Here is a 24,013-nt window from a genome sequence, read left to right as displayed (position 1 = left end):
GCAGGCTGCCCCGCCCTGCTTTCCCCGCTTATTTTACTATTTGCAGGCATGCGGCAAACATGCACGCCTTGTTTAAAAAAGCCCGGCGGATGCCAGCCGAGTAGGCATGCACAAAAGCGTGTCTGATGCGGCCGGCATCGGAATGGCACGCATCGTTTAAGATTTAAAATAATCCCGCAGCACCTGGAAATCTTCCGACAGATCTATTTCATTCGGTTCCGTCTGAAGCAGGCGGGCGATCAACGGTTCGAGTTCGTCTGGATCCTGCTTGTCCGTATACTGGATAAAATTCAATCCGGAAAGCCAGTCGGTATAGGAATGTTTTGCTTTCCCGTAGCTGTTGCCGAATACGAGGCACGGCGTTCTGGTGATAATCGAAAAAATCATCGCGTGCAGCCGGTCGGTAATGACAAGTTTGCGCGAGCCGATCCGGTGCAGCATTTTCATAAAATATTTTTCCCTGTCTGCGTAATCGATCGCGTCCACTTCCGATAACACGGTATCCGTGCGGTCAACAGGCCCGATGTTCGCAGCTCTTTCCATGAGCTCGGAAACAAAATTTTCATCTGTCACTTTTTCTTTATCGGCCCTTAACACAAAAAGCACGCCATCCCCTTCCAGATCCTGCGGCTCAATTTTTAACGACAGGACCATATCGGGGGTGTACAACACATTGGCACGAAAGGTTTCCTTGACGATTTGCAGGCTTTGCGATTCGCGGGCACATATGGTCAAATTCGGATTCATGCCATAGGCTTCCTGCGACTTCCTTTTCTCCCGCTGCCCTTTTTCGGTCGGTTCAAAATAAACGGATTGCGGCATAGAGATCGTTTTATAATTTTTAAAAGCCGAGATCACTTTTCGGCGGTCTTCTTCAATGTCCAGGTAGAGGCTGCCGAGATTGCCGCCACCGGTAAAGCAGACGATGTCATCTTTCCCGATGATGTTTTTTACAAATTCAATGCCGTCATCCGTCGCGTAGTCCATGATTTCAATGTATTCGTAATAAGGAAAATGGTTGCGGATAAATTTTTCCTCCGCATAGGCAATGGCCTGGTCCCCGATATTGGTGTAGCTTGGGGAACCAAAGAGGAAAATTTTTCTTTTATCATTGTATAAGGCATCGGATTCCACATTTGGGGCAATCCCCTTTGCCGGTTTTTTGCCATTTCGGATTTGTTCGCTCATACATTATCCCTCCGTCATCGTTACGTGATTATGCTTGCCGGATAATTTCTTGTACCCTTTTCTAAAGGGCAATACACTTGGATAAGCGAACAAATCTTAAAATTAGTTATTTTAATATATTATCTTTTTTTGTCTTTAAAAAGTTATGGTGTATTTGTAAACAGCAACGAGGGATTAAAAAGAACGGGGATTGAAAAAAGCTATAAAGGAACAACTACGGGCGTTAGCGATATCATCATAAAACCAGTTAGGTGAAAATAAATGACAGGCCATTTAGATATCACCATCCATCAGATATATGGTGCTTCAGGCTGATTCTGTATTTTGTAAGAGAATACCTGCAAATATAGCCTGCTGCCGCCTTTTCTTGTAAAATGGAGGGTAGCAAAAATAGAAAGAGTGGTCCGGTTGATAAAAATTCTAATCATTGAAGACGATGTGACGCTGTTTCGTGAGGTGAAAGAAAGGCTTTCGCAGTGGTCATTTGAAGTTGCGGGGATCCGCGATTTCGGGCATGTGATGGAGGAATTTGCGGAATTCCGGCCTGATCTGGTGGTCATTGACATCCAGCTTCCGAAATTTGACGGGTTCCACTGGTGCCGGCAGATTCGCGCACACTCCCATGTCCCGATCCTTTTCCTTTCTTCCCGCGACCATCCGACTGATATGGTGATGGCGATGCAGCTCGGTGCGGACGATTATGTGCAAAAGCCTTTTCATATCGACGTATTAATCGCCAAAATCCAGGCCATTTTGCGGCGGGTATATGCCTACACAAGCGAGCAGGCAGTTTTAAAAACATGGTGCGGGGCCACAATCGATTTGCAGAAAAACACGGTCGAAAACGAACATGGATGCATTGAACTGTCAAAAAACGAAATGTTTATTTTGAAAATTTTGGTGAACATGAAAAACCGGATTGTGAGCCGCACGCATCTGATCGAATGTTTATGGGACGATGAAAGGTTTGTGAGCGATAATACATTGACCGTGAACGTCAACCGCCTGCGGAAAAAACTTTCCACGATCGGGCTCGGTGACTGTATCGAAACAAAAGTGGGCCAGGGCTATATGGCGCTTGAAAAGGATGCCGGCCTATGATCCGGATGTTTCTTGTTGAACGAAAAAGCTGGGTAATATTTTTTGCCGCCTGCCAGCTGATGCTGCTTTTCATTGCCTGGCTTGATCCGCAAATCGCGCTTTCATCCGTTCTTTATATCGTTTTTTTAGAAACGATTGCTTTTCTTCTTTTCCTTTTCTTCCGCGCTCGGAAAGAAGTGAAATTTTATCAAAGCCTTTCAGAATGGGATGGGGATCTTGATACGAGCGAGATCACCCGCCCCGGAACCCCTTTTGAACAGATCGTGCATCAGGCTGTACAAGCGCAGGCGGAACATCTACGGGCGGAAACTGACCGGAACGCGTCCACGGTGCAGGAAGAACAGGATGAATTAACGGCATGGGTACATGAGGTCAAAACACCGATGACTGCCATGCAGCTCATCATTGACCGGCTTCAAGATGAAGAAGCAAAAGTGTCGCTCAATTATGAATGGCTGCGCATCCACCACCTGCTTGACAAACAGCTTCATGAAAAACGGATCGGCAATATGGAAAATGACGTTTATATGGAAAATGTTGACCTGAAACGCCTGATCTTCCAGGAAATCAAAGCGATTCAGCCATGGTGCATTCAAAAAGGCATCGGTTTTGACGTCTCACCGGGGGTTCCGGCAATTGTTACAGATGCAAAATGGCTGTCGTTTATCCTCCGGCAATTGCTGGTAAATGCGGTCCAGTACAGTTGCGGGACAGACATCTCCATTTCCGGAAAAATGGCAGACGGCCGCTTCCATTTATCGGTGGCAGACAAGGGGTGCGGCATTGACCCGAAAGATTTGCCGCGCATTTTTGAAAAGGGCTTTACGTCTTCTGACCGCAGCCAAAACAGGGGGGCAACCGGCCTCGGCCTGTACCTTGCCAAAAGGGCGGCGGAAAAATTAAATATTGTGCTTGCTGTCCAGTCAGTTCCCGGCGCCGGTTCCACCTTTACGCTCATCTTCCCGGAAAGAAATGGCTTGCAGCAAATTACAGGCATGTGACAAAACTGTCATATGCTTTTCTGTATTGTTAGCCGAAACGAAGGAAGAAGCATGCCGGCTTTTCTATAATGAAATCATATCAGAAAGGGGGAACCAATCATGATCCTTGAAGCAAAAAATGTTTATAAAACGTACGGCAACAAGTGGAACAAACAAGAAGTTTTAAAAGGGATTGATTTAAATGTTGAAAAAGGAGAATTCACGAGCATTATGGGCCCGTCCGGATCAGGGAAAACGACATTGTTAAATGTCCTTTCCTCGATTGACCGGCCCAGCCGCGGTTCCATTGAAATCGAAGGCAAAGCGTTGACGAAAATGAAAGACAAGCAGCTGGCGGAGTTCCGGAAAAGGCATTTGGGCTTTATTTTCCAGGAATACCATTTGCTCGATACGTTAACGGTGAAGGAAAATATATTGCTGCCGCTGTCTGTGAAAAAAGTTTCAAAACGGGAGGCGGACGAAAAATTCCTTGCGGTTGCGGAAGAACTCGGGATCGCCGATATCCAGGACAAGTATCCGAATGAAATATCCGGCGGGCAGAAGCAGCGGACATCAGCAGCGCGGGCGTTTGTCCATGAACCGAGCCTTATTTTTGCCGACGAACCAACAGGCGCGCTCGATTCAAAATCGGCATCCGACCTTTTGAATAAATTAAGCCGCCTGAACGAAAAAAGAAAAGCAACCATCTTAATGGTCACCCATGATGCGGCCGCAGCCAGCTATTCGGGCAGGGTCATTTTCATCAAAGACGGGCAGATTTATTCCCAACTGCATAAAGGCACCGAATCAAGGCAGGATTTCTATCAGGCCATCCTGAAAACACAGGCTGTGCTGGGAGGTGTGCAGCATGACGATTAACGGTTTGATTTACCGCAATTTTAAAAAGAACCTTCCGCATTATGCACTGTATATTTTCGCGCTCGCCTTCAGTGCTGCATTATACTTTGCGTTTGTGACACTGCAATACGCCCCTTCTCTCGACGAAGTAAAATCTTCCGTAAAAGGGCTGGCCGCGCTGAAGGTGGCGTCGGTTTTGCTGATCGTCATTGTGGCCGTTTTTCTCTTTTATGCCAACCATTTGTTTATCAAAAGGCGGAGCAAGGAAATCGGGCTTTTCCAGCTCGTCGGCATGACGAAAAGAGAAGTATTCCGGATTTTGGGCACGGAGAATTTTTTGCTCTACTACGGCTCACTCTTTGCCGGCATCTTTTTCGGGTTTGCGGCATCCAGGCTGCTGATGATGCTGCTGCTTCGGATTATTCAGGTTAAAACAAAGGTCTCTCTTTATTTTTCGATCCAGGCTTTCGAGCAGACGATCCTTGTTTTTTCCATCATTTTCGTCCTGATCCTGCTCATCAACAGCATCTTTATCAAACGGCAAACAATCCTTTCCCTCTTCCGCACCGTTTCATCCACGGAAGACCGGGCCGCACGGATGTCAAAAGCGGGGCTGGTGCTCGGGATAACCGGATTTGTCTGCATCGGGGCAGGATACTATATTTCATCAAAATTATTCAATGGGGACTTTCGAACGGCGCGTGCCTTGTTTACCGCAATGGGAACCATTTTAGCCCTTGTCATTCTCGGGACCTACCTATTTTTTAAGACTTCTGTCCGCTTTGTCTTTTACCTTATCCGGAAAAAGAAAGGCGGGTATCTGAATATCCGGGATGTCATGTCCCTGTCCGCCATCATGTTTCGGATCCGTTCGAACGCAGTGCTGCTGACCATCATCACAACCGTGTCGGCACTTGCGATCGGCTTATTATCATTAAGCTACATTACCTTTTACTCTGCCGAAGATACAGCCCATAATGTAGCAGCTGCGGACTTTTCTTTTATCAAAACGAATGAGGCGAAACAATTTACAAAACGTTTAAATGAAAACCGCATCGCCTATGAAAAAGAAGAAATTGCAGTCGTACGGGTTACAGCTGATTTAAGCAGCCTGTTCGATAAAAAAACAAAAGATCCGAAGTTTGATACCGGCGCCGTGCCGATCGCAGTTGTCAGCGATGCGGCAGTGAAAAGATTTGATGTAAAACCCGGGCAGGCGGTCTTTTCCGGCTATCCCGATGCCCTGGCAAAATTTATGCCGATGAAATCGGAAGGGATGATTGACTTAACAGGCAAGCGGAAAACAGCCAGACTCCGCATCGTTGCGCTTCGCAAAGACCAGATTCTTTCCAATTATTTCTCTGGCAGCATGCCCGTTCTAGTGACGGATGATGCGTTCTTCCAAGATTTAAAAAAGGATACGGACCCGAAAATTCAATTGGATTCAAAGCGCTTTACCGGCATCAATCTGAAGAAGGAGGAAGATCTTGGCAAAGCAGACCGACTGTTCCAAAGTCTGCACTTCCCTTCAGATTCCTTTGCCTATTCCAGCCCTGAAATCTTCAAAGCACAAAAAGAAAACATGGGCGTTGCGATGTTTATTGTCGGATTTCTCGGGCTTACATTTCTGGTCACGTCCGGCTGCATTTTGTATTTCAAGCAGATGGAAGAAAGCGAGGAAGAAAAGCCGTCCTACACCATTTTGCGCAAGCTTGGCTTTACAACGCAGGATTTGACAAAGGGCATCCGGATCAAGCAGCTTTACAATTTCGGCATTCCGCTTTTGCTCGGCCTTTCGCACAGCTACTTTGCGGTAAAATCCGGTTGGTTCTTTTTCGGGTCCTCGCTGTGGACGCCGATGCTGATCGTGATGGTTCTATATACATTGCTTTATTCGGTATTTGCCCTGCTTTCTGTGGAAGGATTTAAAAAGGCAATACGCGATTCCTTATAATGATCACCCCTTGGGTATCCAAGGGGTGATTTTTCCATTTCCGGGATTGGAAAAAGACAAGATCATGATGGGCCGTCTCCGTGCGGGCGGCATCTCATTTGTTTCCGGATTCATCGTTTTAACTTGGTAATTTCTTCCGACACCACAAAAGCCAAATCGTCATTGCCGAATAAGGATAATACATTCAACACGGTCCCGCTGCTGATTTCTTCTGCTTCTTCTTTCGGCACCGTCAGGGCAAGCGCTTCTTCCAGCAAGACGTTTTTTGCCTGTTGCGGGTACGCCCTGCTGTATAGTTCTTCCGGATCTAGCCCATTATTCACGCACCATTGGGCAAAAATGAGCGCCATCATTTTCTCATCCATTTTGTATTGTTGTATGATTTTTTCTTCCATGTCTTTTTTATCCATATATACACCCCTTTCCGAGATCCGGCTGCTATCATGATAGCGCACTTTTCTTTCTTTTGGCGTGTTTTTTCGGTTTTCGTATACAATACGCAACAGACGGAAATGAAGGAGGAGACCCGATGGCAAATATTGAACAGGGTGAAGTGTTTACAATTACGGAAAACGGGCGTGAGCAGGAAGTGGAAATCATCGGTGTATTGTCGCTGGAAGGAACCGAATATGCCGCCGTTTCATTTGTTGAAGATTTAGAGGAACAGACAGGCCGGGACCTGGATGTGTTTTTCTTGAAAACAGACGAAGAAGGCGACCTGGACGCCCTCCATTCAGACGAAGAATACGAAAAAGTTTCTGCCGCTTTCAGCCGGGTGCTGGGCGGGGAAGATGCCCCACAACCTGACGGCCGGGATTAAAAAACAGAAAGGGGCAGGGCAAAGTGTTTTGAGGCCATCGCCACTGAACAATTCGTAAAGCCGGCATTTGCTTGCCCCACCTTCCTGCTCCGGAACGCACGGCTGCCCGGCCTTAAGCCGGCGTGCGCGGGGCCGTAAAGCCGCGGCAGATCGTTTATTTTACCGTCCGGGCACGTTCCCCCGCCAAACGGGAGGCAATATGCTTTGCTGCAGCAGCCCCCTGCCCGGCCGCCCCTGCAATACTGGAATAAAGCGGGCCGAGGCAGTTGTCCCCGATTGCATACAGCCATTCGCACTCGGTTTTCCCGTAACCGTCCGATACGATGTACCCGTCTGCATCCGTCCCGGCAACATGCTGAACGAGGCCGCTGTTCGGTTCCATCCCGATCCGGACGAAGACCGCGGATACCGGCAAAAAACAAGATTCTCCGCTTAAACGGACCAGTTCCACAGCTTCGGTTTGGTCTTCCCCGATAATGGCTTTCACACGCCTATTCGGCAAAATCCGGATGTTCTGATAAGATTGGGCCCGGCTGAGATAAGCCTGCCTGGCCCTGAAACGTTCCGAGCGGTGAATGAGGTAGACGTGCGCCCCTGCTTCTGCAAGCAAACAAGCGCCCTCAAAAGCACGGTCGCCGCCGCCGACAACTGCAACAGATTTCCCTTTAAACAAATGGCTGTCCTTCGTAGCTGAATACATTTCCCCGCGGGCGAACATCTCTTTTTCCCCCGGCACGCCAAGTTTTCTCCGTACGGCACCGGCAGCGTAAATCAGGTAGCGAAAACCGATCCTGGTCTTAAGCCCGCCTGTTTCCGCCACCGCAACTTTTCCGGCGCCATCTATTTTTACGGCGCGCGTATTCACCCGGTACCGGCACTGCAACGACTCGGCATGCCGGACAAAAAGGTTGCGCATTTCCTCCCCGTTTTCCGCTTGCAGGCCGGGATAATCAATAATGCGATTATGGATCAGCCTGAGCTGCCCGCCAAGCATTTCTTTTTCCTCAATGAGCAGATGGTCCATGCCAAGCCGGCTGCACCAGATCGCTGCTGAAATGCCGGCAGGGCCGCCCCCGATGATCAATATGTCCACATCCAGCATAAACACCATCCTTCTTTTTCTATTTGAGCAAGGATAAAAATTCGGCGCGCAAATCCGCCCGCCCTTCAAAAATGCCGCGGTAGGACATCGTTGTCGTGGACGCATCCGCCTTTTTCACGCCCCGCCCGCACATGCACATATGCTTGGCCTCTAAAACCACCATTGTGCCCTGCGGTTCAAGCACCTCTTCCACCGCATCCGCAATTTGTTTTGTCAGCCGTTCCTGGACCTGAAAACGCCTGGCGTAGCCGTCGACCATGCGCGCAATTTTCGACAGGCCGGTGATTTTTTCGTTTGGCAAATAGGCGACATGCGCGACGCCGAAAAATGGCGCGAAGTGGTGCTCGCATATGGAATAAAATTCGATATCTTTTACGAGTACGAGCTCCTTATGGTCGTGGTCGACGTCAAATGTTTTTGCCAAATGCAATTTCGGGTCTTCCCGGTACCCCTCTGTATATTCCAAAAAGGCCTTCAGCACCCGGTAAGGTGTTTCCTGCAATCCGTCGCGGTCCGGATCATCGCCGCATAAATCAATCAGGCTACGGACGGCTTCCATAAATTGGCCTGACTGCTCGAGTTTTTTGCTGATCACAGCAGGATGATCTATTTGATCTTTAAAAGTTTCTTCTATTAGTTGATGTTCCTTTTGTCCGGAAACAATCATGAATGGGTACAGCTCCTTTTGCAATAAAGTTTTCACTATCCGGCTATTTAAAAGTTTACAACGGCTGCCCGATTATATCAAATGTTGATGCCGCAAAGTGTACCAAGCTTTTTCCAAATGGACGCTTATGCCTGGGATGGATGCGGCAACAACGGGGATGAAAACCGGCCGGCGCATATTTTCAGGACAGATGGACCCAAAAAAAGCCGCAAATTTTTGCCTGCAAGTGAAAAAGGCGTTTAAAACCTGGGATTCTGGATATATTAAAAGCAAGAAAGGTTAAAAATTAGGAGGCATTAAACGTGGAACATGGTACAGTAAAATGGTTTAACAGTGAAAAAGGCTACGGTTTTATTGAACGGGAAGGCGGAGACGACGTGTTTGTCCATTTCTCGGCCATCCAGGGTGAAGGCTATAAAACGCTTGAAGAAGGCCAGAAAGTATCATTTGATGTGGAAGAAGGATCACGCGGCCCGCAGGCGGCAAATGTTCAAAAAGAAGACTAACGGTGCCCTTTGCGGCATCGTTTTTTTGCATAAAAAAGGACTCCTTTCCCTCCGCTTTTAAATGTCAAGCCTTGATCAATCCGGATTGTTCGGCGCCCGCTTTTCCCCCCAAAAAAAGAAACCCCGTGTCTACAGGGTTCATGCTGTGCGAACGATTATCCCGCTTTTCTATATGACGGATCGAATTCCGGATATTCATTCGGCAATTCTTTCCCTGACGCGCAAAGCATCAGCAAGTACGCCATTCCGAGCCCGTAGGTAATCAGTCCCCCTAGCAGAAAACCCCAAAACAAAATCAAAGACCAGTCCGTTGTGTGATCGCTTACAATAAAGTGAATGGCAAGAAACACCACACTCATCACCAGCTCAGCGGTTGCAAGCAGATAGTACCCCTTAAATTCCTTCATTTCACAACCCTCCCTTTTGTATATTATATTACTTCATGTTCACAAAATGTTCAAATTTTAAACGCATTTTTTAAAAAAATTGCATTTTAGTGGACAATACAAAAAAGATATGTTCTAAAACCCAAAACTGGGCAGATGCAACCGGAATTTTTTGATTTTTCCGCAGCAGGCCGGGCATTCTTTCTTGTCGTGGTGCGCAGGAAATGTTACGATTTAGAAAAAGAACCACCTTGGAGGAGAAGAAATGGCGGAACAATTTCAGAAAGCAACTTTTGCCGGCGGCTGTTTTTGGTGCATGGTCAAACCTTTCGACCAGTGGGACGGCATCGAAAAAGTCGTTTCCGGGTACACGGGGGGAACGGTCGAAAATCCTTCGTATGAACAGGTAAAGACCGGAACGACTGGCCATTACGAAGCCGTCCAAATTACATATGATCCCAAAGTTTTTCCGTACGAAAAACTGCTCGAAATCTTTTGGCAGCAAATCGATCCGACCGATGCCGGCGGCCAGTTCCAGGACCGCGGTTCTAACTACCGGGCGGCCATTTTTTACCATAATGAAGAACAAAAGCGGCTGGCGGAAGCTACAAAACAGCAGCTTGCAGAAAGCGGCAAATTCAAAAAGCCGATTGTAACTGAAATTTTGCCGGCGAAGCCCTTTTATCCTGCCGAAGACTACCACCAGGATTTTTATAAGAAAAACCCGAATGCCTATCACGAAGACCGGGCGAAGTCAGGCCGCGACACGTTTATTGCCTCCCATTGGGGAAAATAGCCCGTTAATTATCCGTTTTTACACACCTTTCCGTTTGTGATTCCGGCCGGATTGGGCTATGATTACATTAAGATAGAGGAGAAAGGAAGGAATTGGAAATGCGCGATAAAGTGAACCAATTGTTATCACTCGGCCTCGGCATGGCGGTGCTCAGCAAAGAACAAGTAGAAAAGGCAGTCAACCGCCTCGTGGAAAAAGGGAACCTGACAAAAGCAGAATCCACACAATTGATTGATGAACTGCTGGAAAAAGGGGAACAATCCAAACAAGAACTGAATCAGGCCTTGAAAGACCGGGTCAACGAGATCCTTTCTGAAATGAATGTTGCGACAAAAGATGAAATCAAGGCGCTGGAACTTCGCATCCAGCAGCTTGAAGAACGGTTGAACCCGTAAACCGGTTGGCCCTTTTTCCTGGGGCCGGCTGTTTTTTTGCATAAAACAAAACCGGGGGTGGTTGCTTGCTTTCCAGAAAGATGAAGCACGGAAAAAGATACCAGGAAATTGCCGGCGCTCTAATTAAAAACGGCCTCGGTTATTTGATCAACGATTGGGGCCTTTCGGATTTCTTTCCTTTTCCCTCGAAAAAAGCGGCTCCCCGCATCCCCCATCGCAGCACCGGGGAAAGGATCCGGCTGTTTTTGGAGGAATTGGGCCCGACATTCATTAAACTCGGGCAGCTGGCCAGCTCCCGCCGCGACATTTTGCCGGAATCGATGATTGCTGACCTGGAAAAATTGCAGGATAATGCCACGCCGTTTCCGTATGAAGACGTAAAAAAGATTATCAGGGACGAACTCGGGGCGGGCGTTGAGGAGCTGTTTGCTGAATTTGATCCGGAACCGCTCGCAACTGCATCGATCGGGCAGGTGCATAAAGCCAAATTACATACGGAAGAGCCGGTTGCGATCAAAATCCAGCGCCCAAATATCCGCCCGGTCATTGAAACCGATCTGGAAATATTGGAAAGCCTTTCCCTCTCCCTTGAGTCCCGTTTTGAATGGGCAAGGGCTTACCAATTGCGGGACATTGTCGAAGAATTTTCCCAGGCGCTGTTGTCCGAGCTTGATTATTACCATGAAGGCCGGAATGCGGAACGGATCGCCAAACAATTTGAAGGCGATGAAAACATCCGGATTCCGAAAATTTACTGGGACTTTTCCACAAAAAGAGTCCTGACAATGGAGTACATAAAGGGCAGGAAAATCAGCGGGTTTTTCAGTGAAACCGTCCCCGGGTACCGAAAAAAAGTCATTTCTGAACGGCTGATCCATTCGATGCTCCAGCAGATTTTTGTGGAAGGATTTTTCCACGGCGACCCGCATCCGGGAAACATTGTCGTTTTGCCCGGCGATGTGATTTGCTATATGGATTTCGGCATGGTCGGCCGGCTTACGGAAGAAACCAAGTACCATTGCGCTTCGCTCGTCATTGCGCTGATGCGGGCGGATACGAATGCCATTATGAAGTCGGTTGATGCGCTTGCGGAAATTCCGGAAGAAACCGATCTTCATCTGCTGAAGGAAGATGTCGAAGTTCTCCGCGAAAAATATTATGATCTGCCGCTCAGCCAGTTAAGCTTGCGGGAAGCGATCAATGATTTGTACCATCTCGCATTTAAATACCATATCCGCTTCCCTGCCGATCTGACGATACTCGGCAAATCGCTGATTACGGTGGAGGGCGTCGTGGAATCGCTTGACCCGGAATTCAGCCTGATCGAAGCTGCGCGCCCGTTCGGGGAAAGGCTGCTGCGGGATCGGTTGCGGCCGGGCAGGGTCGCGCGGAAAGGATGGAAAACGTTTTTGGACCAGGCGGAAATTTTGCTTGAGCTTCCGAAAAATTTGCGCGATATTTCCAAAACGATGCGAAAAGGCAAGTTCAGGATGGAGGTCGTGATACCAGATTTGCATTTATTTTTGGAAAAACTTGACAGGATCAGCAACCGGCTTTCCTTTGCGATCGTCCTGCTCGCCTTTAGTATCTTGATGGTCGGGCTGATGATCGGAACGTCCATCAGCGGCCAGTCGACAGTGATCTGGAAAAACCCGATCATTGAGATCGGATTCGGTGTTGCGACATTGATGCTTTTATGGCTGCTGTTGTCCATTTTTAAATCAGGAAAGTTTTAAAGGAGTTTAGAAAAAGATGGGTGATCAGAAAGAAAAAGTATTATCCGGGCTGCTTGTGGCAGGCGTTATATGTATTGCAGCCAACCTCAGGCCGGCAATCACTTCCGTCGGGCCGGTTATCGGCACGATCCGCCACAGCCTTCATATGTCAAATGCACAAGCGGGATTTATTACGACGCTCCCGCTTCTTGCCTTCGCACTGATTTCACCGCTTGCGCCCAAACTGGCAAGCCAGATTGGCCAGGAGTTGACATTGCTTCTTGGGATTGTCATTTTATTTATCGGCATTTTGGCCCGCACGGCCGGGAATGCCGCCATGCTTTATATCGGTACAGCTTTTGTCGGGACAGGCATTGCAATCGGGAATGTGCTGCTGCCTAGCCTCATTAAACACCGGGTGCCTGAAAAACTCGGGCTGATGACGAGTATTTATACAACCGTTATGGGCGGATTTGCTGCGCTCGCTTCCGGCGTCAGCGTCCCGATTGTGGACGGGTTGGGGCTCGGGTGGAAATGGGGGTTGCTCGTCTGGGGCATCCTCTCTGTACTGGCTGCTTTGGTATGGATTCCGCAATTGCGCAGGCACGCGAGGGTAAAGTTTTCTGCCCATCAGGAAACGCCCGGAAGATCCGTCTGGCTGTCCCCGCTCGCCTGGCAGGTGACGCTTTTTCTCGGCCTGCAGTCATTTCTGTTTTACAGCACCATCGCCTGGCTTGCGGAAATTATGGTCAGCCATGGGGCAAGCCTCGTAGCGGCCGGTTGGATGGTGTCAATCATGCAGTTCGTCAGCCTGCCCGCTACCTTTATGACGCCGATTTGGGCGGAGCGGATGAAAAACCAGATTCCCCTTGTTTTCGGGATCACGATTTTTTATTTGTGCGGGCTTACAGGCCTTCTGTACGGCGGGCATATGTTTTGGATGTGGATTTGCATCATTTTGATCGGCATCGCCCAGGGCGCCAGCATCAGCCTCGCGCTTGCGTTTATCGGCCTCCGTTCGAAAACGGCCACTGAAGCCGCCAATCTTTCCGGCATGAGCCAGTCAGCCGGTTACCTTGTGGCGGCGGCCGGCCCGTTTTTGATCGGCTGGCTGTACGACCGTGCGCACAATTGGCATATGCCGGTCGTCATCATGATGATCTGCGGCATCCTCATGCTTGCCACAGGAACCGGCGCAGGGCGGAACAAATATGTATCAAGATAGAGTAAAACAGCCCGGCAAAATGCCGGGCTGTTTCTTAATCCACGTATGCCACCATGCCATCTTGATCCTCAATTTCCAGGCGGATGCTGACGGCAAACGGGTCAATGCTATATGCTTCTTCTAAATATTTGCGGATGGCTTGAATCAGTTTCGGCTCAGTCAGCGGCTCGAGATCTCTGCCGTTCAGTTCGACATCTGCGCCGTAGCCGGTATCATCATCGTATGTGAGCACCGCCATCACATTTTCCGGATAAGCATAATGCTGGTCTGCCACATACATGCAGACCGCGTTAATCAAATCCTGCTCCGACAGTTTTAATGTTTCCATCTGTCATAGGCCTCGCGATCTTTTTTCCTGTTGCCAAATATGGATTGGAACAATTTGATGACAATGAGAATCAGCGCAATAAAGATTAAAATATTGACCATTGCCGTCAAAGCCGTCCCCAAACCGCCCAGATGGCTGAACATTGAGCCGAACAGCATGCCGCCAAGTCCGCCGAGCAGCATCCCCTTGACAAAGCTGCCTCTCGATGAAGACGACGCCGAATTGGCTTTATTGCCGGAAATCGGATTTGTATTTTGGTTCGTTTTTGACTGGTAATGGGACTGTTGTTTTGACGACGGTGTTGTCGTCTTTGGCACCGACTGGTAAGACCGTTTAACGGAACGGTATCCTCTTGCGTCAACCGGGTTTGAAAAGTGAATCCCGACCACTGAAAAGGTAAACGTAAATGCCAGGAGCAACGCAAAAAATTTCTTCAACTTTATTTCCCCTTTTCTATTTTTATACTAAGTTCCTATGAACCTATTATATGAACTTATCAATTAAAATGCAAGTCTTTTTCACAAAAGAATGTGATTCCCGGTTTCTATTTCCCCTTAAAAGCCGTCTTTAAACTTTTTTCAAAACCGGGACAGGGGCAAGTCTTCTTCCCGGAAGCATGGAAAGTTTCGCCTGAAGAATAAGGCATCCCCCGCAGTCCGGCACAGCGGGGAAAACTTGACACCCAATGATCATTGACTTTTCCATCCATCAATCTTACGATAAAAAGTAGCATGCCAATGTTTGGGAGGTGCTGTTAATGGAACTATTTCAAATGACACGCAGGGAAATGGCAGATCTGCTGCTTGCGCTGAAGGGATCAGGCCCCATGACGCCTGCAGCGTTTTTACAAGGCTTATGGGCAAAGAAAAATGGCGGAAAAGACCCGCACCGTCCCTTTGCAGCTGCTGTAATGCCCCCCATTTTCACAAAAATACTGAAGAAGAACACGGATGACTTCGGTTTTTCGTTAAATGAAATCGTGGCGCTCGGAAGCCAGATTGAAAATACAAATTTTACACTGACCGCGATTCAAAACTGGGTAAAGCGCGATATTAAAGAAATGATCGTGGCGCCGGAAAAAGGGAAAAAATATTCGATTGACCAGATGGCGCTGCTGTTTCTGGTGGAAGACTTAAAAACGGCGCTTGATTTCGATTCCATCCGCAAGCTGTTGCAATTGATCGTCAATGACCCCGAAGACGAGCATGATGATTTGATTAATCCGGTACAGCTGTATGCCACTTATTCCCAGCTTTTTGAGGAACTCAATTCCATGCGGGAAGTCGGGCGGTTCCCGGCCGGAAAACATGAACATATGATTTCGGCAATGGAGGGTATGATTACCGAAAAAGCAGAAGAGATGATATCAAAATACATATCGCCGGATGACCCGAAAAAAGAAGCCATCCGCAACACCATTGTCATCGCGACGCTTTCCGTTTTTACGGCATATTTTCAAATGCTCGCAAGGCGGTATTTAACCGCAACGATTTTTTTGCAAAATATGTAGGGGGCAGGAGACTTATCTCCCGGCAGGTAAGTGTTTTTCCGGCTCCCGCGCCGCACGCCCCGAATGGGAAGCACCGCCCCGGAACAGCGGCAGCCCCCCATTTCAACTTTAACGCAGCCGGAAAACGCCTCACCCCGCTAGTAAAATTTCCGGCGCAGCCTCTCCAAATCTTTTTCCGCACCGACTGTGAAAATGGTATCCCCCGGCTGAAAGATATAATCCGGTGCCGGGGAGACAACCGGCGTTTCTTCAGACTGGGAAGTGACCATTACAACAAGGGCTTTGTACCTGTTGCGGAAATCGAGTTCTGCCAGAGACTTTCCGATAAAATCTTCCGGCACTGTCATCTCAAGGCCGGAGCAATACGGCGACAGGCGGATATACTGCAAAATGCCCGGGTTTGCAATATGGTAGGCAACCCAGCGCCCCGTTTCTTCTTCAGGGAAAAACACGTCGGTCGCACCTGCCCCTTTCAAGCCCCTCCCCCGCTTTTGATCATTCGCCTTCGCATAAACCGTTTCACAGCCAAGATCTTTTAGAGCAAGCACCGTTAAAATGGCAGATTCAAAATCGTCTCCTATGCTGACGACCACCGCATCGAAATTGTCCACATTCAATTCTTCCAAAAAAGCGGTGCTGGTCACATCGCCTTCCGCAAGGTACGAAGCGGCGTCCTGCAGTTCCTCATCCTGAAGCACCTTTTCATTTTTATCGGCGCCGACAACATCATATCCGAGCCTCGCCAGTTCTTTCAGCACACTCGACCCGAAACGGCCGAGCCCGAGCACAAGAAAACTTTCTTTTAAATGTTTCACAATCCCACCCCTAACCGATTAAAATGGATTCTTTTGCATATTTGATTGTGGATTTTTTTTGATTCATAAAGGTATAGATCAAAATAATCACCCCGAGACGGCCAATTAGCATGAGGAAAGCCAGCCAGATTTTGCCGAACACCGTCAGCCCGGCCGTGATCCCGAGGGAAAAGCCGCATGTCGACAGCGCCGACATAATTTCAAATGCAAGCGGAAACGGCGCTGCTTTTTCCGTAAAAGACAATACAAAAAACGAGAAAAAGAACAAAAAAAGAAAAGCGAAAAAGACGAGAAAGGCTTTGTTTACGTCTTCGGCAAACAACGTCCTTCTGAACATATGCGTCTCATTTGAACCGCGGATGACAGACCACAATTTGGCAAGAATGACGGCGAATGTGGTCGTCCGGATCCCGCCGGCACAGCTGCTTGGCGACCCGCCGATAAACATAAGCACGATCATAAACAGCAAAGACGGGAAAGAAAAAACGTGCAAATCGAGCGATGCCAGACCCCCGCTTCTTGGCGCCGCACTGAAGAAAAAGGACTGGATGATTTTATCTGTAAAAGAAAGCCCCGGCATATGTATAAAATCTACAAAAAAGAAGAATAGAAAGCCGGCCAAAAGCAAAATGCCGTGCATCAAAACATTTACTTTGAAATAAAGGCTTTTCTTTTTCCGGCGCGACTGCAAAAACTCCATTACAACGGCGAACCCGAGGACGCCCAGAATGATCATACAGGTTAACACGGCGAGCACGAACGGTTCGCCTTTGAAGTCATCAAGCCCGTTTCCGGAAATTTCAAAGCCGGCGTTTGTAAATGTCGACACTGAAAGAAAAAAAGCGGCAAAAGAATGGCTGCCGTGATGCAGCGCAGCCGGCAGAATCAGCAGAAAGCCTGCCGCTTCGACGATCAATGTGTACGTTACAATAAAGGCCATCAGTTTTGATATCGAACGGCTGCTGTTCTGGTTCTGGTCAAAAATCATCAATGTTTGTGACGGAACAGGCGCATTCGTGCGCAATACGATCAAAAGCGCGCCGACCAAGGCCATGACGCCGATCCCGCCGATTTCCATCTGGATGAGCAGGATGATTTTTCCGGCCGTTGTAAGTGCCTGCGCAACGGTAACAGTGGACAGCCCTGTTGCACTGATGGCGCTTGCGGACAGAAAAAAAGCATCTGACGGCAGCAACGGCTGTTTGTGTGAAACCGGCAGCAAATACAAAATCGCAAAAATAACCGTGCCCAGCAAATACATGAAGAAAACCATTTTAAACGTTGCCGGGCGGAACTGGAACCTGGACATAAACCAATCTCCCTTATGCATCAATCATCCCTATTATACCTGAAATTTTCTATTCGAAAAAAGCCGGCCTGAAAATCATGACCTACTTTTGTTTTTGGATTTTCGGCAGACAAAAGCGGCGGGGCACAATCCTGGTTTCCCGCCGCTTCCATCGCATTTTTTGTGCCATTGTTCCGGCATGGGCTGCTGATTCAGGCAACTTCTTCCACATGGAATTTTTTCTTCGGCAAAAAGCCGGAAACGGAAAACACGACGAGCGCCAGCCAGATAAAAGCAAAGGACAGCAGCTGCACATGTGTAAAAGGTTCCTTGAAAAAGGCAATGCCCATAATCAGCGTCATCGTCGGCGTCAAGTATTGGAAAAAGCCGATCATTGTCAGGGAAATTCTCCTTGCTCCCTGCGCAAAGCAAATGAGCGGGATGGCTGTCACAACGCCGGTGCCGATCAGCAGTACAGTAACAGCCGGTGAAACTGTTGCAAACGATGCAGTGCCTTTTACCTGGATCATCGTTAAATAGATAAACGCAACCGGCATCATAAAGAAGGTTTCGAATGTCAGGCCGATAAAAGCATCAATATCCACTTTCTTTTTCACAAGGCCGTAAAACCCGAATGTGAGCGCAAGGCCGATGGCGATCCAGGGAACATGCCCGAAGCTGAACGTCTGGATTGCGACGCCGCATGCTGCCAGCAGGAAAGCAATCAGCTGCCACCTGTTCAGTTTTTCCTTCAAAAAGATCATGCCGAGCAGGATGCTGACAAGCGGGTTAATGTAATAGCCCATGCTTGTTTCAATGACATGCCCGTTGTTGACCGCCCATATGTAGATAAACCAATTCCCGCTCACAAGCACGGATGCAAGAAGCAGTAAAAGCGGCGTGCGCGGGTGGTGAACCCCTTCTTTTATGCTGGTTTTTAAATCCCCCATTTTCCTTAAAAAGGCTAAAAGCAGGATCATAAAAATAAAAGACCAGAATATGCGGTGCGCCAGAATTTCAAGGGCAGGCACCTGTTCAACCATTTTCCAGTAGATTGGAAAAATGCCCCACAAAAAATACGCAAAAAACGCGTAAAACATTCCGCTTTTTTGATTGTTTCCCATTTGTTGCGTCGCTTGTCCGGGTATTACGCCTTCCCCCGGGCCGCCTCCCTCCTTTCGCATAATATATTTCATTATTTTACCATTATTTTCAGATTTGAAAAAGCAAACCGCTCACAGCCTTTGCTTTTATCAATGTGCCGGCGGAAATCTCTGCTATAATAGGGAATGTATGATTTTTCATGAAGGAGGCTGGGAACGCATGCGTATATGGTTGGAAAAAGCCCATGAAAAGTGGTTCAGCGGGTTTTGGAATCCTTTTATTGTCTTACTGTTGGCAGGGGTATTTGCTGCTTTTTATTTTGGGCTAACCGGAACGCTCTGGGCCGTCACAGGCGAATTTACCCGTTGGGGAGGGAATTTACTGCAGCTGTTCGGCGTTGATACAGCTGATTGGGCGTATTTTAAAGCGATCAAACTGACCGGAGAGCCGCAGGACCGGACTGACGGATGGCTGGTCATCGGTATGCTGCTTGGCAGTTTGTTCAGTGCCCTTGCCAGCAAGAATTTCAAATGGAAGATTCCCCGCCTGAAACGACGCTGGGTGTGGGGGTTCTTTGGCGGCATCATCGCCGGATTCGGAACGCGCCTTGCGATGGGCTGCAATTTGGCTGCCTTTTTTACGGGGCTGCCGCAATTTTCTCTCCACGCCTGGCTCTTTATTGCCGGCACCGCGATCGGCACTTATTTTGGCGTCAAACTTGCCGTATTGCCTATTTTTAAAGGAAAACCAAAAATTTCGTTCAGCCGGCATGCTGCCAAAAGCACACAGCCGGATCCGCAACACGGGAACTACCAGCTTTATGCTGCTGTTTTGGTTCTGCTTTTCATCGCGCTGATTGCCGCCTGGTATCTCATATCCGGCAAAGTGATGCTCGGGCTTGCCGCGCTGTTCGGGGCGGCATTTGGGATACTGATCCAGCGCGGCCAAATTTGCTTTACTTCCGGGCTCAGGGATTTATGGCTGACCGGGCGGGGCACGCTCGGAAAAGCGATCATTGCCGGAATGGCGATCCAGACGGCAGGCACCGCCATTTTCATTTTTAAAGGCGAAGCCCCTGTTATCCACTGGGCAAGCCCGGGTGCCCTTTTCGGCGGCGTCCTGTTTGGCATTGGCATTGTCATTGCCGGGGGCTGTGAAACAGGGTGGATGTACCGCATTACGGAGGGCCAGGTGCAATTTTTTGCAGTCGGCGCCGGCAATATCGTTGGGGCAACCCTCCTGGCATACGGATGGGATCATTGGGGCATTTTCAATGTTTTTGTCAAAGGATGGCCGGAAGTCAATCTTGTAACGTCATTCGGATGGGGCGGTGCGCTCTTCGGTACGGGCGCTTTTCTGCTGGCCCTTTATCTTCTCATCGTATGGCGGGAAAATTGGTATACGAAGAAAATAAATGCAAAACGCACGTTATTCGAAAAGAAAACGTCTGCGTAATCAGGAGGCGGCAATAATGGCGGAAAATTTTACTGTGGATGCAACACTGGATGTCCGCGGCGAATCATGCCCGTATCCGGAGCTTTACACGCTTGAGGCAATCGAAAAATTAGAAGGCGGGGAAATATTGGAAGTGATCGCCGACTGCCCGCAATCTTTTATCAACGTGCCGGCGTCGTGCAAACGGCACGGGCATGAAGTGCTCTCGAAAGTGAAGGACGGAACGACGCTGTATTATTACATCCGGGTTTGTAAATGATTCCGCTGTGCCGGGCATTTACATGATGGAAAAGGGGCTGTCCAAAAAGTCATTCTTTATGGCCTTTTGGATGCCCTTTTTTACATGATTCCCACAAAAAATTGCCCTTTCCAGTAAATGTAAGTGGCCAAGCCAACACTACAGAAAGGGCGATTTTTTTATGCGCAATCAAATCATTACGCTACTGCAAATGATCCCATGTAAATGTCACTTTTTCCAGAGGAACAAGAAAGAAAACTCCTTTCCATTACCATTTCTCGATTTTTTTCCGGTCGCCTTTGCTGTTGCCTTTTTTGGCGGAACGGGCCCGCAGTTCGGCTTCCACTTCCGATAGTTTTACATTCTGGTTGGACAGCAGGACAAAGGTATGAAACAACAAATCCGCCGTTTCGTAAATGAGTTCTGATTTGCTGTTGTTTTTGGCGGCGATGACGACCTCGCCCGCTTCTTCAATAAATTTTTTCGCGATTTTATCGATGCCCTTCTCAAACAGATAATTGGTATAGGAATTTTCAACCGGCTTTATTTTCCGGCTCTCCACCTCGTCTTCCAGCACGTCAAAGATGCGCCGGTTGGAGGGGATCTCCGATTCCGCCGCTTCCCCGTTTTCATCGAGCCTTGTATAAAAGCATGTCCTTTCCCCCGTGTGGCAGGCAGGGCCCTCCGGATCAACACGGATTAAAAGCGTGTCGGCATCACAATCCGCCTGAAGCGATTTTACTTTTTGCGTGTTTCCGCTCGTTTCGCCTTTATGCCAAAGGCTGCCGCGGGACCGGGAATAAAACCAGGTTTCTTTCGTTTCAAGTGTTTTTTCGTACGCTTCTTCATTCATATAAGCCAGCATGAGCACATCCCCGGTCGCATCATCGACCACAATTGCCGGAATCAGCCCTTTCGAAAAATCAAGCTTCACGGATGTTCACCCCTTCTTTGCTGCAAATGTCCTTTACTTCCCGGATGGTAAACGTGCCGTCGTGAAAAATGGAGGCGGCAAGGGCAGCAGAAGCCCCCGTTTCTTTAAACACTTCGGCAAAATGCTCCGGTTTGCCGCAGCCGCCCGAGGCGATCACGGGAATTTTTACGGCGCCGGCAACCGCTTTTGTCAGCGGCAGGTCAAAGCCGTCTTTTACCCCGTCGGTATCAACGCTCGTCAATAAAATTTCCCCGGCGCCGAGCCGTTCTGCTTCCTTCGCCCATTCAATCGCATCGATTCCGGTATCGATGCGGCCGCCGTTTACAATGACATGCCATTTGCCGTCCGGCATTTTTTTCGCGTCAATTGCCACGACGACGCACTGCGCACCAAACCGGACGGACGCCTTTCGGACCAGTTCCGGGTTTTTGATCGCAGCCGAGTTCACCGACACTTTATCGGCGCCGGCCTTTAACAGGCGGGTCACGTCAAAAATCGTCCGTACGCCGCCGCCGACCGTAAACGGGATAAACACATTTTCAGCTGTCCTTTCAACCATATTGACGACCGTATCGCGCTGTTCGTGGGTTGCGGTAATGTCAAGAAAAACCAGTTCATCAGCGCCGCTTTCCGAATAAAATTTTGCCAGCTCAACGGGATCGCCGACATTGCGGAGCCCGGTAAAATTTGTCCCTTTTACGACCTGCCCGTCTTTCACATCGAGGCAAGGAATAATCCGTTTTGCGATCATCCTGCCGCCCCCTTGAGCCGGATTTTGCCTTCATAAACCGCTTTGCCGACAATCCCTTCCCTGATGCCGATTGCATCCAGGTTTTTCACGTCTTCTTCGCTTGTGATGCCGCCGGAAGCAATAATGTCACAGCTGACCGCTTCAATGAGCACTTTTAACGCATCAAGGTTCGGGCCTTTCATGGTGCCATCCCTCGATATATCGGTAAAGACGATGCGCCGCACGCCCAAGCTTTCTATTTCTTTTGCAAAACCGATGTAATCCATTTCGGTAACTGCAAGCCAGCCGTGTGCCGCGACTTTCCCATTTCTTGCGTCAATGCCGGCGACGATTTTCTCCGGGTATGCGGCGACCGCCGCTTTAAAAAAATCCCGGTCTTCAATGGCGGCCGTCCCGATCACAATCCGGGAAACGCCCATTTCCGCATATTTGCGGACGGTGTCCAAATTGCGGATGCCGCCGCCTACTTCAACCGGAACGGCGGCATGCCTGCACAAAGAGGCAATCAGTTCAAACTGTGCGGGCCGGCCGGCCTTTGCGCCGTCCAAATCGACAATATGGACCATTTCCGCCCCCATTTCAATAAAGCGTTCCAGCTGTGCCACCGGGTCTTTCGCCACTTCTGTCGTTCGGTTAAAATCCCCCTGGTAAAGCCTTACGCATTTTCCGCCAATTAAATCGATGGCCGGGATGATTCTCATGCCTGTACCTCCAAACTGCTTTCCTGCAAAAATGTTTTTAACAGTGCCATGCCGGTTTTGCCGCTTTTTTCGGGATGAAACTGCATTCCGTACACATGCCCGTTTTTGACAATGGCCGGAATTTCCGCCCCGTAATCGGTTGAAGCCACAATATAAGACGCCTTTGTTTTCGCCTGGTAGGAGTGGACGAAATACACATGCTGATGCTGAAACGGCGCAAAAGCCGGAAAACCCGGTTTCACATCGAGCGTATTCCAGCCGATATGCGGTAAAATTTCATTTGCCGGAATCCGTTCCACTGTCCCCGGGATCAAGCCGAGCCCTTCGGAAACGCCGTTTTCAAATCCCGTTTCAAATAACAGCTGCATCCCGAGGCAAATGCCGAGAAACGGCTTTTTCTTCCCAAGCTCCGTCAAAACCGGCCGCAGCCCGCGCTTTTCAATCTCGTCCACTGCTGCTTTAAATGCGCCGACGCCGGGCAGGATGATGTGGGTGGCGGCGCCGAGTTTTTCCGGGTCGTCCGTTACGGCAACCTTAAGCCCAAGCGTGCGGAAAGCGTTCGAGGCGCTTGCAATATTGCCCATGCCGTAGTCGACAATTGCGATCATTCTATCAGCCCCTTTGTCGAATTGACGCCTTTGATTTCCGGGTCAACTTCCACTGCCTGGTGAAACGCCCGCCCCAACGCCTTAAACAGCGACTCGATTTTGTGATGGGTGTTGGCGCCGTACAGTACCCTGGCATGGAGGGTAACCGCCGCCTGGAATGCAAACGCCTGGAAAAATTCGCGCACAAGCTCTGTGTCAAAATTGCCGAGCTTCGGGTTTTCAAATTCCGCTTCAAAATGCAGGAAAGGGCGGCCGCTGATGTCGAGGGCGACAAAGCCGAGCGCTTCATCCATCGGGACATAGGCGGAGCCGTAACGGGTGATGCCTTTTTTATCGCCGAGCGCTTCACGCACCAGCTGGCCGAGCACAATCCCGGTGTCTTCGACGGTGTGGTGGCTGTCAATGTACAAATCGCCGCTCGCTTTTACAACAAGCCCGATGCGCCCGTGCCGCGCAAACAGTTCGAGCATGTGGTCAAAAAATCCGACGCCCGTACTCACTTCAACTTCCGCCGGATCGTCCAGATTGACAGCAATTTCAATCAATGTTTCATTTGTTTTTCTGCTTTTTGCCGCTTTCCGCAACGCA

At 49.0% G+C, this 24,013-nt stretch carries 28 protein-coding genes; 13 read left to right on the top strand and 15 right to left on the bottom strand.

Annotated features, from left to right (window positions below; translation table 11 throughout):
- Positions 1 to 156: 156 nt before the first annotated feature.
- On the bottom strand, positions 157 to 1,188 hold the full coding sequence (locus tag NSQ19_RS06540) for a polysaccharide pyruvyl transferase family protein (protein WP_340702595.1): 1,032 nt from the start codon (positions 1,186 to 1,188) through the stop codon (positions 157 to 159).
- A 408-nt stretch (positions 1,189 to 1,596) separates the two neighbouring features.
- On the opposite strand from NSQ19_RS06540, the gene NSQ19_RS06535 reads away from it, so the two are divergent.
- The 4 genes from NSQ19_RS06535 (at position 1,597) to NSQ19_RS06520 (ending at position 6,081) form a co-directional block, all read left to right on the top strand.
- On the top strand, positions 1,597 to 2,289 hold the full coding sequence (locus NSQ19_RS06535; RefSeq protein WP_340702594.1) for a response regulator transcription factor: 693 nt from the start codon (positions 1,597 to 1,599) through the stop codon (positions 2,287 to 2,289).
- Positions 2,286 to 3,290, top strand: a complete 1,005-nt coding sequence (locus tag NSQ19_RS06530; RefSeq protein ID WP_340702593.1) for a sensor histidine kinase — start codon at positions 2,286 to 2,288, stop codon at positions 3,288 to 3,290. The genes NSQ19_RS06535 and NSQ19_RS06530 overlap by 4 nt, the downstream gene beginning before the upstream one ends.
- Before the next feature lie 96 nt (positions 3,291 to 3,386).
- The gene (locus NSQ19_RS06525; protein WP_026104738.1) at positions 3,387 to 4,148 is read left to right on the top strand and encodes an ABC transporter ATP-binding protein; all 762 of its coding nucleotides are present in this window, start codon (positions 3,387 to 3,389) and stop codon (positions 4,146 to 4,148) included.
- Positions 4,138 to 6,081, top strand: a complete 1,944-nt coding sequence (locus tag NSQ19_RS06520) for an ABC transporter permease (protein WP_340702592.1) — start codon at positions 4,138 to 4,140, stop codon at positions 6,079 to 6,081. Before NSQ19_RS06525 ends, NSQ19_RS06520 begins: the two co-directional genes overlap by 11 nt.
- A 110-nt stretch (positions 6,082 to 6,191) precedes the next feature.
- Here NSQ19_RS06520 and NSQ19_RS06515 read toward each other — a convergent pair whose 3' ends face one another.
- On the bottom strand, positions 6,192 to 6,491 hold the full coding sequence (locus tag NSQ19_RS06515) for a hypothetical protein (protein ID WP_013859277.1): 300 nt from the start codon (positions 6,489 to 6,491) through the stop codon (positions 6,192 to 6,194).
- Between the two features lie 119 nt (positions 6,492 to 6,610).
- Here NSQ19_RS06515 and NSQ19_RS06510 point away from each other — a divergent pair, with 119 nt between their 5' ends.
- Positions 6,611 to 6,901 carry a DUF1292 domain-containing protein gene (locus NSQ19_RS06510; RefSeq protein ID WP_019721199.1) on the top strand — a complete coding sequence of 97 codons (291 nt, stop codon included), beginning with the start codon at positions 6,611 to 6,613 and terminating at the stop codon, positions 6,899 to 6,901.
- Positions 6,902 to 7,055: 154 nt separating this feature from the next.
- On the opposite strand, the gene NSQ19_RS06505 is transcribed toward NSQ19_RS06510, so the two are convergent.
- Together NSQ19_RS06505 and folE are read right to left on the bottom strand one after the other, a co-directional pair.
- Positions 7,056 to 8,003 (bottom strand): NAD(P)/FAD-dependent oxidoreductase, encoded by a 948-nt coding sequence (locus NSQ19_RS06505; protein ID WP_328194340.1) that lies wholly within the window; start codon positions 8,001 to 8,003, stop codon positions 7,056 to 7,058.
- Between the two features lie 19 nt (positions 8,004 to 8,022).
- Positions 8,023 to 8,670: a GTP cyclohydrolase I FolE gene (folE, locus tag NSQ19_RS06500; protein WP_195850327.1), complete on the bottom strand. Its 648-nt coding sequence runs from the start codon at positions 8,668 to 8,670 to the stop codon at positions 8,023 to 8,025.
- Positions 8,671 to 8,972: 302 nt separating this feature from the next.
- On the opposite strand from folE, the gene NSQ19_RS06495 reads away from it, so the two are divergent.
- Positions 8,973 to 9,176: a cold-shock protein gene (locus tag NSQ19_RS06495; RefSeq protein ID WP_013859272.1), complete on the top strand. Its 204-nt coding sequence runs from the start codon at positions 8,973 to 8,975 to the stop codon at positions 9,174 to 9,176.
- Positions 9,177 to 9,331: 155 nt separating this feature from the next.
- Here NSQ19_RS06495 and NSQ19_RS06490 read toward each other — a convergent pair whose 3' ends face one another.
- On the bottom strand, positions 9,332 to 9,583 hold the full coding sequence (locus NSQ19_RS06490; RefSeq protein ID WP_340702591.1) for a hypothetical protein: 252 nt from the start codon (positions 9,581 to 9,583) through the stop codon (positions 9,332 to 9,334).
- Between the two features lie 244 nt (positions 9,584 to 9,827).
- Between NSQ19_RS06490 and msrA the strand changes: the two genes are divergently transcribed.
- The 4 genes from msrA to NSQ19_RS06470 all read left to right on the top strand — a co-directional run bounded on the left by msrA (position 9,828) and on the right by NSQ19_RS06470 (position 13,693).
- Entirely contained in the window at positions 9,828 to 10,358 is a 531-nt protein-coding gene (gene msrA / locus NSQ19_RS06485) for a peptide-methionine (S)-S-oxide reductase MsrA (protein ID WP_013859269.1), read from the top strand.
- A 98-nt stretch (positions 10,359 to 10,456) separates the two neighbouring features.
- Complete coding sequence (locus tag NSQ19_RS06480) at positions 10,457 to 10,753, top strand: phasin family protein (protein ID WP_014098395.1); 297 nt, start codon at positions 10,457 to 10,459, stop codon at positions 10,751 to 10,753.
- Positions 10,754 to 10,818: 65 nt separating this feature from the next.
- On the top strand, positions 10,819 to 12,489 hold the full coding sequence (locus tag NSQ19_RS06475) for an ABC1 kinase family protein (RefSeq protein WP_340702590.1): 1,671 nt from the start codon (positions 10,819 to 10,821) through the stop codon (positions 12,487 to 12,489).
- A gap of 16 nt (positions 12,490 to 12,505) precedes the next feature.
- Entirely contained in the window at positions 12,506 to 13,693 is a 1,188-nt protein-coding gene (locus NSQ19_RS06470) for a CynX/NimT family MFS transporter (RefSeq protein WP_195850325.1), read from the top strand.
- A gap of 34 nt (positions 13,694 to 13,727) precedes the next feature.
- Here NSQ19_RS06470 and NSQ19_RS06465 read toward each other — a convergent pair whose 3' ends face one another.
- Together NSQ19_RS06465 and NSQ19_RS06460 are read right to left on the bottom strand one after the other, a co-directional pair.
- Positions 13,728 to 14,021: a YxcD family protein gene (locus NSQ19_RS06465; protein ID WP_061575380.1), complete on the bottom strand. Its 294-nt coding sequence runs from the start codon at positions 14,019 to 14,021 to the stop codon at positions 13,728 to 13,730.
- The gene (locus NSQ19_RS06460) at positions 14,009 to 14,458 is read right to left on the bottom strand and encodes a hypothetical protein (RefSeq protein ID WP_340702589.1); all 450 of its coding nucleotides are present in this window, start codon (positions 14,456 to 14,458) and stop codon (positions 14,009 to 14,011) included. The genes NSQ19_RS06465 and NSQ19_RS06460 overlap by 13 nt, the downstream gene beginning before the upstream one ends.
- 320 nt (positions 14,459 to 14,778) lie before the next feature.
- Between NSQ19_RS06460 and NSQ19_RS06455 the strand changes: the two genes are divergently transcribed.
- On the top strand, positions 14,779 to 15,531 hold the full coding sequence (locus NSQ19_RS06455; protein WP_195850323.1) for a DUF1836 domain-containing protein: 753 nt from the start codon (positions 14,779 to 14,781) through the stop codon (positions 15,529 to 15,531).
- Positions 15,532 to 15,668: 137 nt separating this feature from the next.
- Here NSQ19_RS06455 and NSQ19_RS06450 read toward each other — a convergent pair whose 3' ends face one another.
- The 3 genes from NSQ19_RS06450 to rarD form a co-directional block, all read right to left on the bottom strand.
- Entirely contained in the window at positions 15,669 to 16,346 is a 678-nt protein-coding gene (locus NSQ19_RS06450; protein ID WP_340702588.1) for a potassium channel family protein, read from the bottom strand.
- Positions 16,347 to 16,356: 10 nt separating this feature from the next.
- Positions 16,357 to 17,655, bottom strand: coding sequence for a TrkH family potassium uptake protein (locus NSQ19_RS06445; RefSeq protein ID WP_013859261.1), 1,299 nt, complete (start codon positions 17,653 to 17,655; stop codon positions 16,357 to 16,359).
- 191 nt (positions 17,656 to 17,846) lie between these two features.
- A complete protein-coding gene (gene rarD / locus NSQ19_RS06440) occupies positions 17,847 to 18,758 on the bottom strand; it encodes an EamA family transporter RarD (RefSeq protein WP_340702587.1) in 912 nt (303 codons plus the stop codon).
- Positions 18,759 to 18,957: 199 nt separating this feature from the next.
- Between rarD and yedE the strand changes: the two genes are divergently transcribed.
- Positions 18,958 to 20,193: a selenium metabolism membrane protein YedE/FdhT gene (gene yedE / locus NSQ19_RS06435; RefSeq protein ID WP_017553232.1), complete on the top strand. Its 1,236-nt coding sequence runs from the start codon at positions 18,958 to 18,960 to the stop codon at positions 20,191 to 20,193.
- A gap of 16 nt (positions 20,194 to 20,209) precedes the next feature.
- Complete coding sequence (gene yedF, locus NSQ19_RS06430; RefSeq protein ID WP_017553233.1) at positions 20,210 to 20,452, top strand: sulfurtransferase-like selenium metabolism protein YedF; 243 nt, start codon at positions 20,210 to 20,212, stop codon at positions 20,450 to 20,452.
- Between the two features lie 247 nt (positions 20,453 to 20,699).
- Here yedF and hisIE read toward each other — a convergent pair whose 3' ends face one another.
- From hisIE to hisB, 5 genes are read right to left on the bottom strand one after another with little or no spacing between them, the layout of a single operon-like run.
- Positions 20,700 to 21,365, bottom strand: a complete 666-nt coding sequence (gene hisIE / locus NSQ19_RS06425) for a bifunctional phosphoribosyl-AMP cyclohydrolase/phosphoribosyl-ATP diphosphatase HisIE (RefSeq protein WP_017553234.1) — start codon at positions 21,363 to 21,365, stop codon at positions 20,700 to 20,702.
- Complete coding sequence (gene hisF, locus NSQ19_RS06420; RefSeq protein ID WP_340702586.1) at positions 21,355 to 22,116, bottom strand: imidazole glycerol phosphate synthase subunit HisF; 762 nt, start codon at positions 22,114 to 22,116, stop codon at positions 21,355 to 21,357. The genes hisIE and hisF overlap by 11 nt, the downstream gene beginning before the upstream one ends.
- Entirely contained in the window at positions 22,113 to 22,817 is a 705-nt protein-coding gene (hisA, locus tag NSQ19_RS06415) for a 1-(5-phosphoribosyl)-5-[(5-phosphoribosylamino)methylideneamino]imidazole-4-carboxamide isomerase (protein WP_013859254.1), read from the bottom strand. The genes hisF and hisA overlap by 4 nt, the downstream gene beginning before the upstream one ends.
- Entirely contained in the window at positions 22,814 to 23,425 is a 612-nt protein-coding gene (hisH, locus tag NSQ19_RS06410) for an imidazole glycerol phosphate synthase subunit HisH (RefSeq protein WP_061575376.1), read from the bottom strand. The genes hisA and hisH overlap by 4 nt, the downstream gene beginning before the upstream one ends.
- Positions 23,422 to 24,009, bottom strand: coding sequence for an imidazoleglycerol-phosphate dehydratase HisB (gene hisB / locus NSQ19_RS06405; protein WP_026104772.1), 588 nt, complete (start codon positions 24,007 to 24,009; stop codon positions 23,422 to 23,424). The genes hisH and hisB overlap by 4 nt, the downstream gene beginning before the upstream one ends.
- Between the last annotated feature and the right edge of the window lie 4 nt (positions 24,010 to 24,013).

This window comes from Weizmannia sp. FSL W8-1119 (assembly GCF_038008605.1).
GTDB lineage: Bacteria > Bacillota > Bacilli > Bacillales > Bacillaceae_C > Weizmannia > Weizmannia coagulans.
The sequence above is the reverse complement of the archived record's forward strand: the minus strand, read 5'-3'. Positions and strand labels throughout refer to the sequence as shown.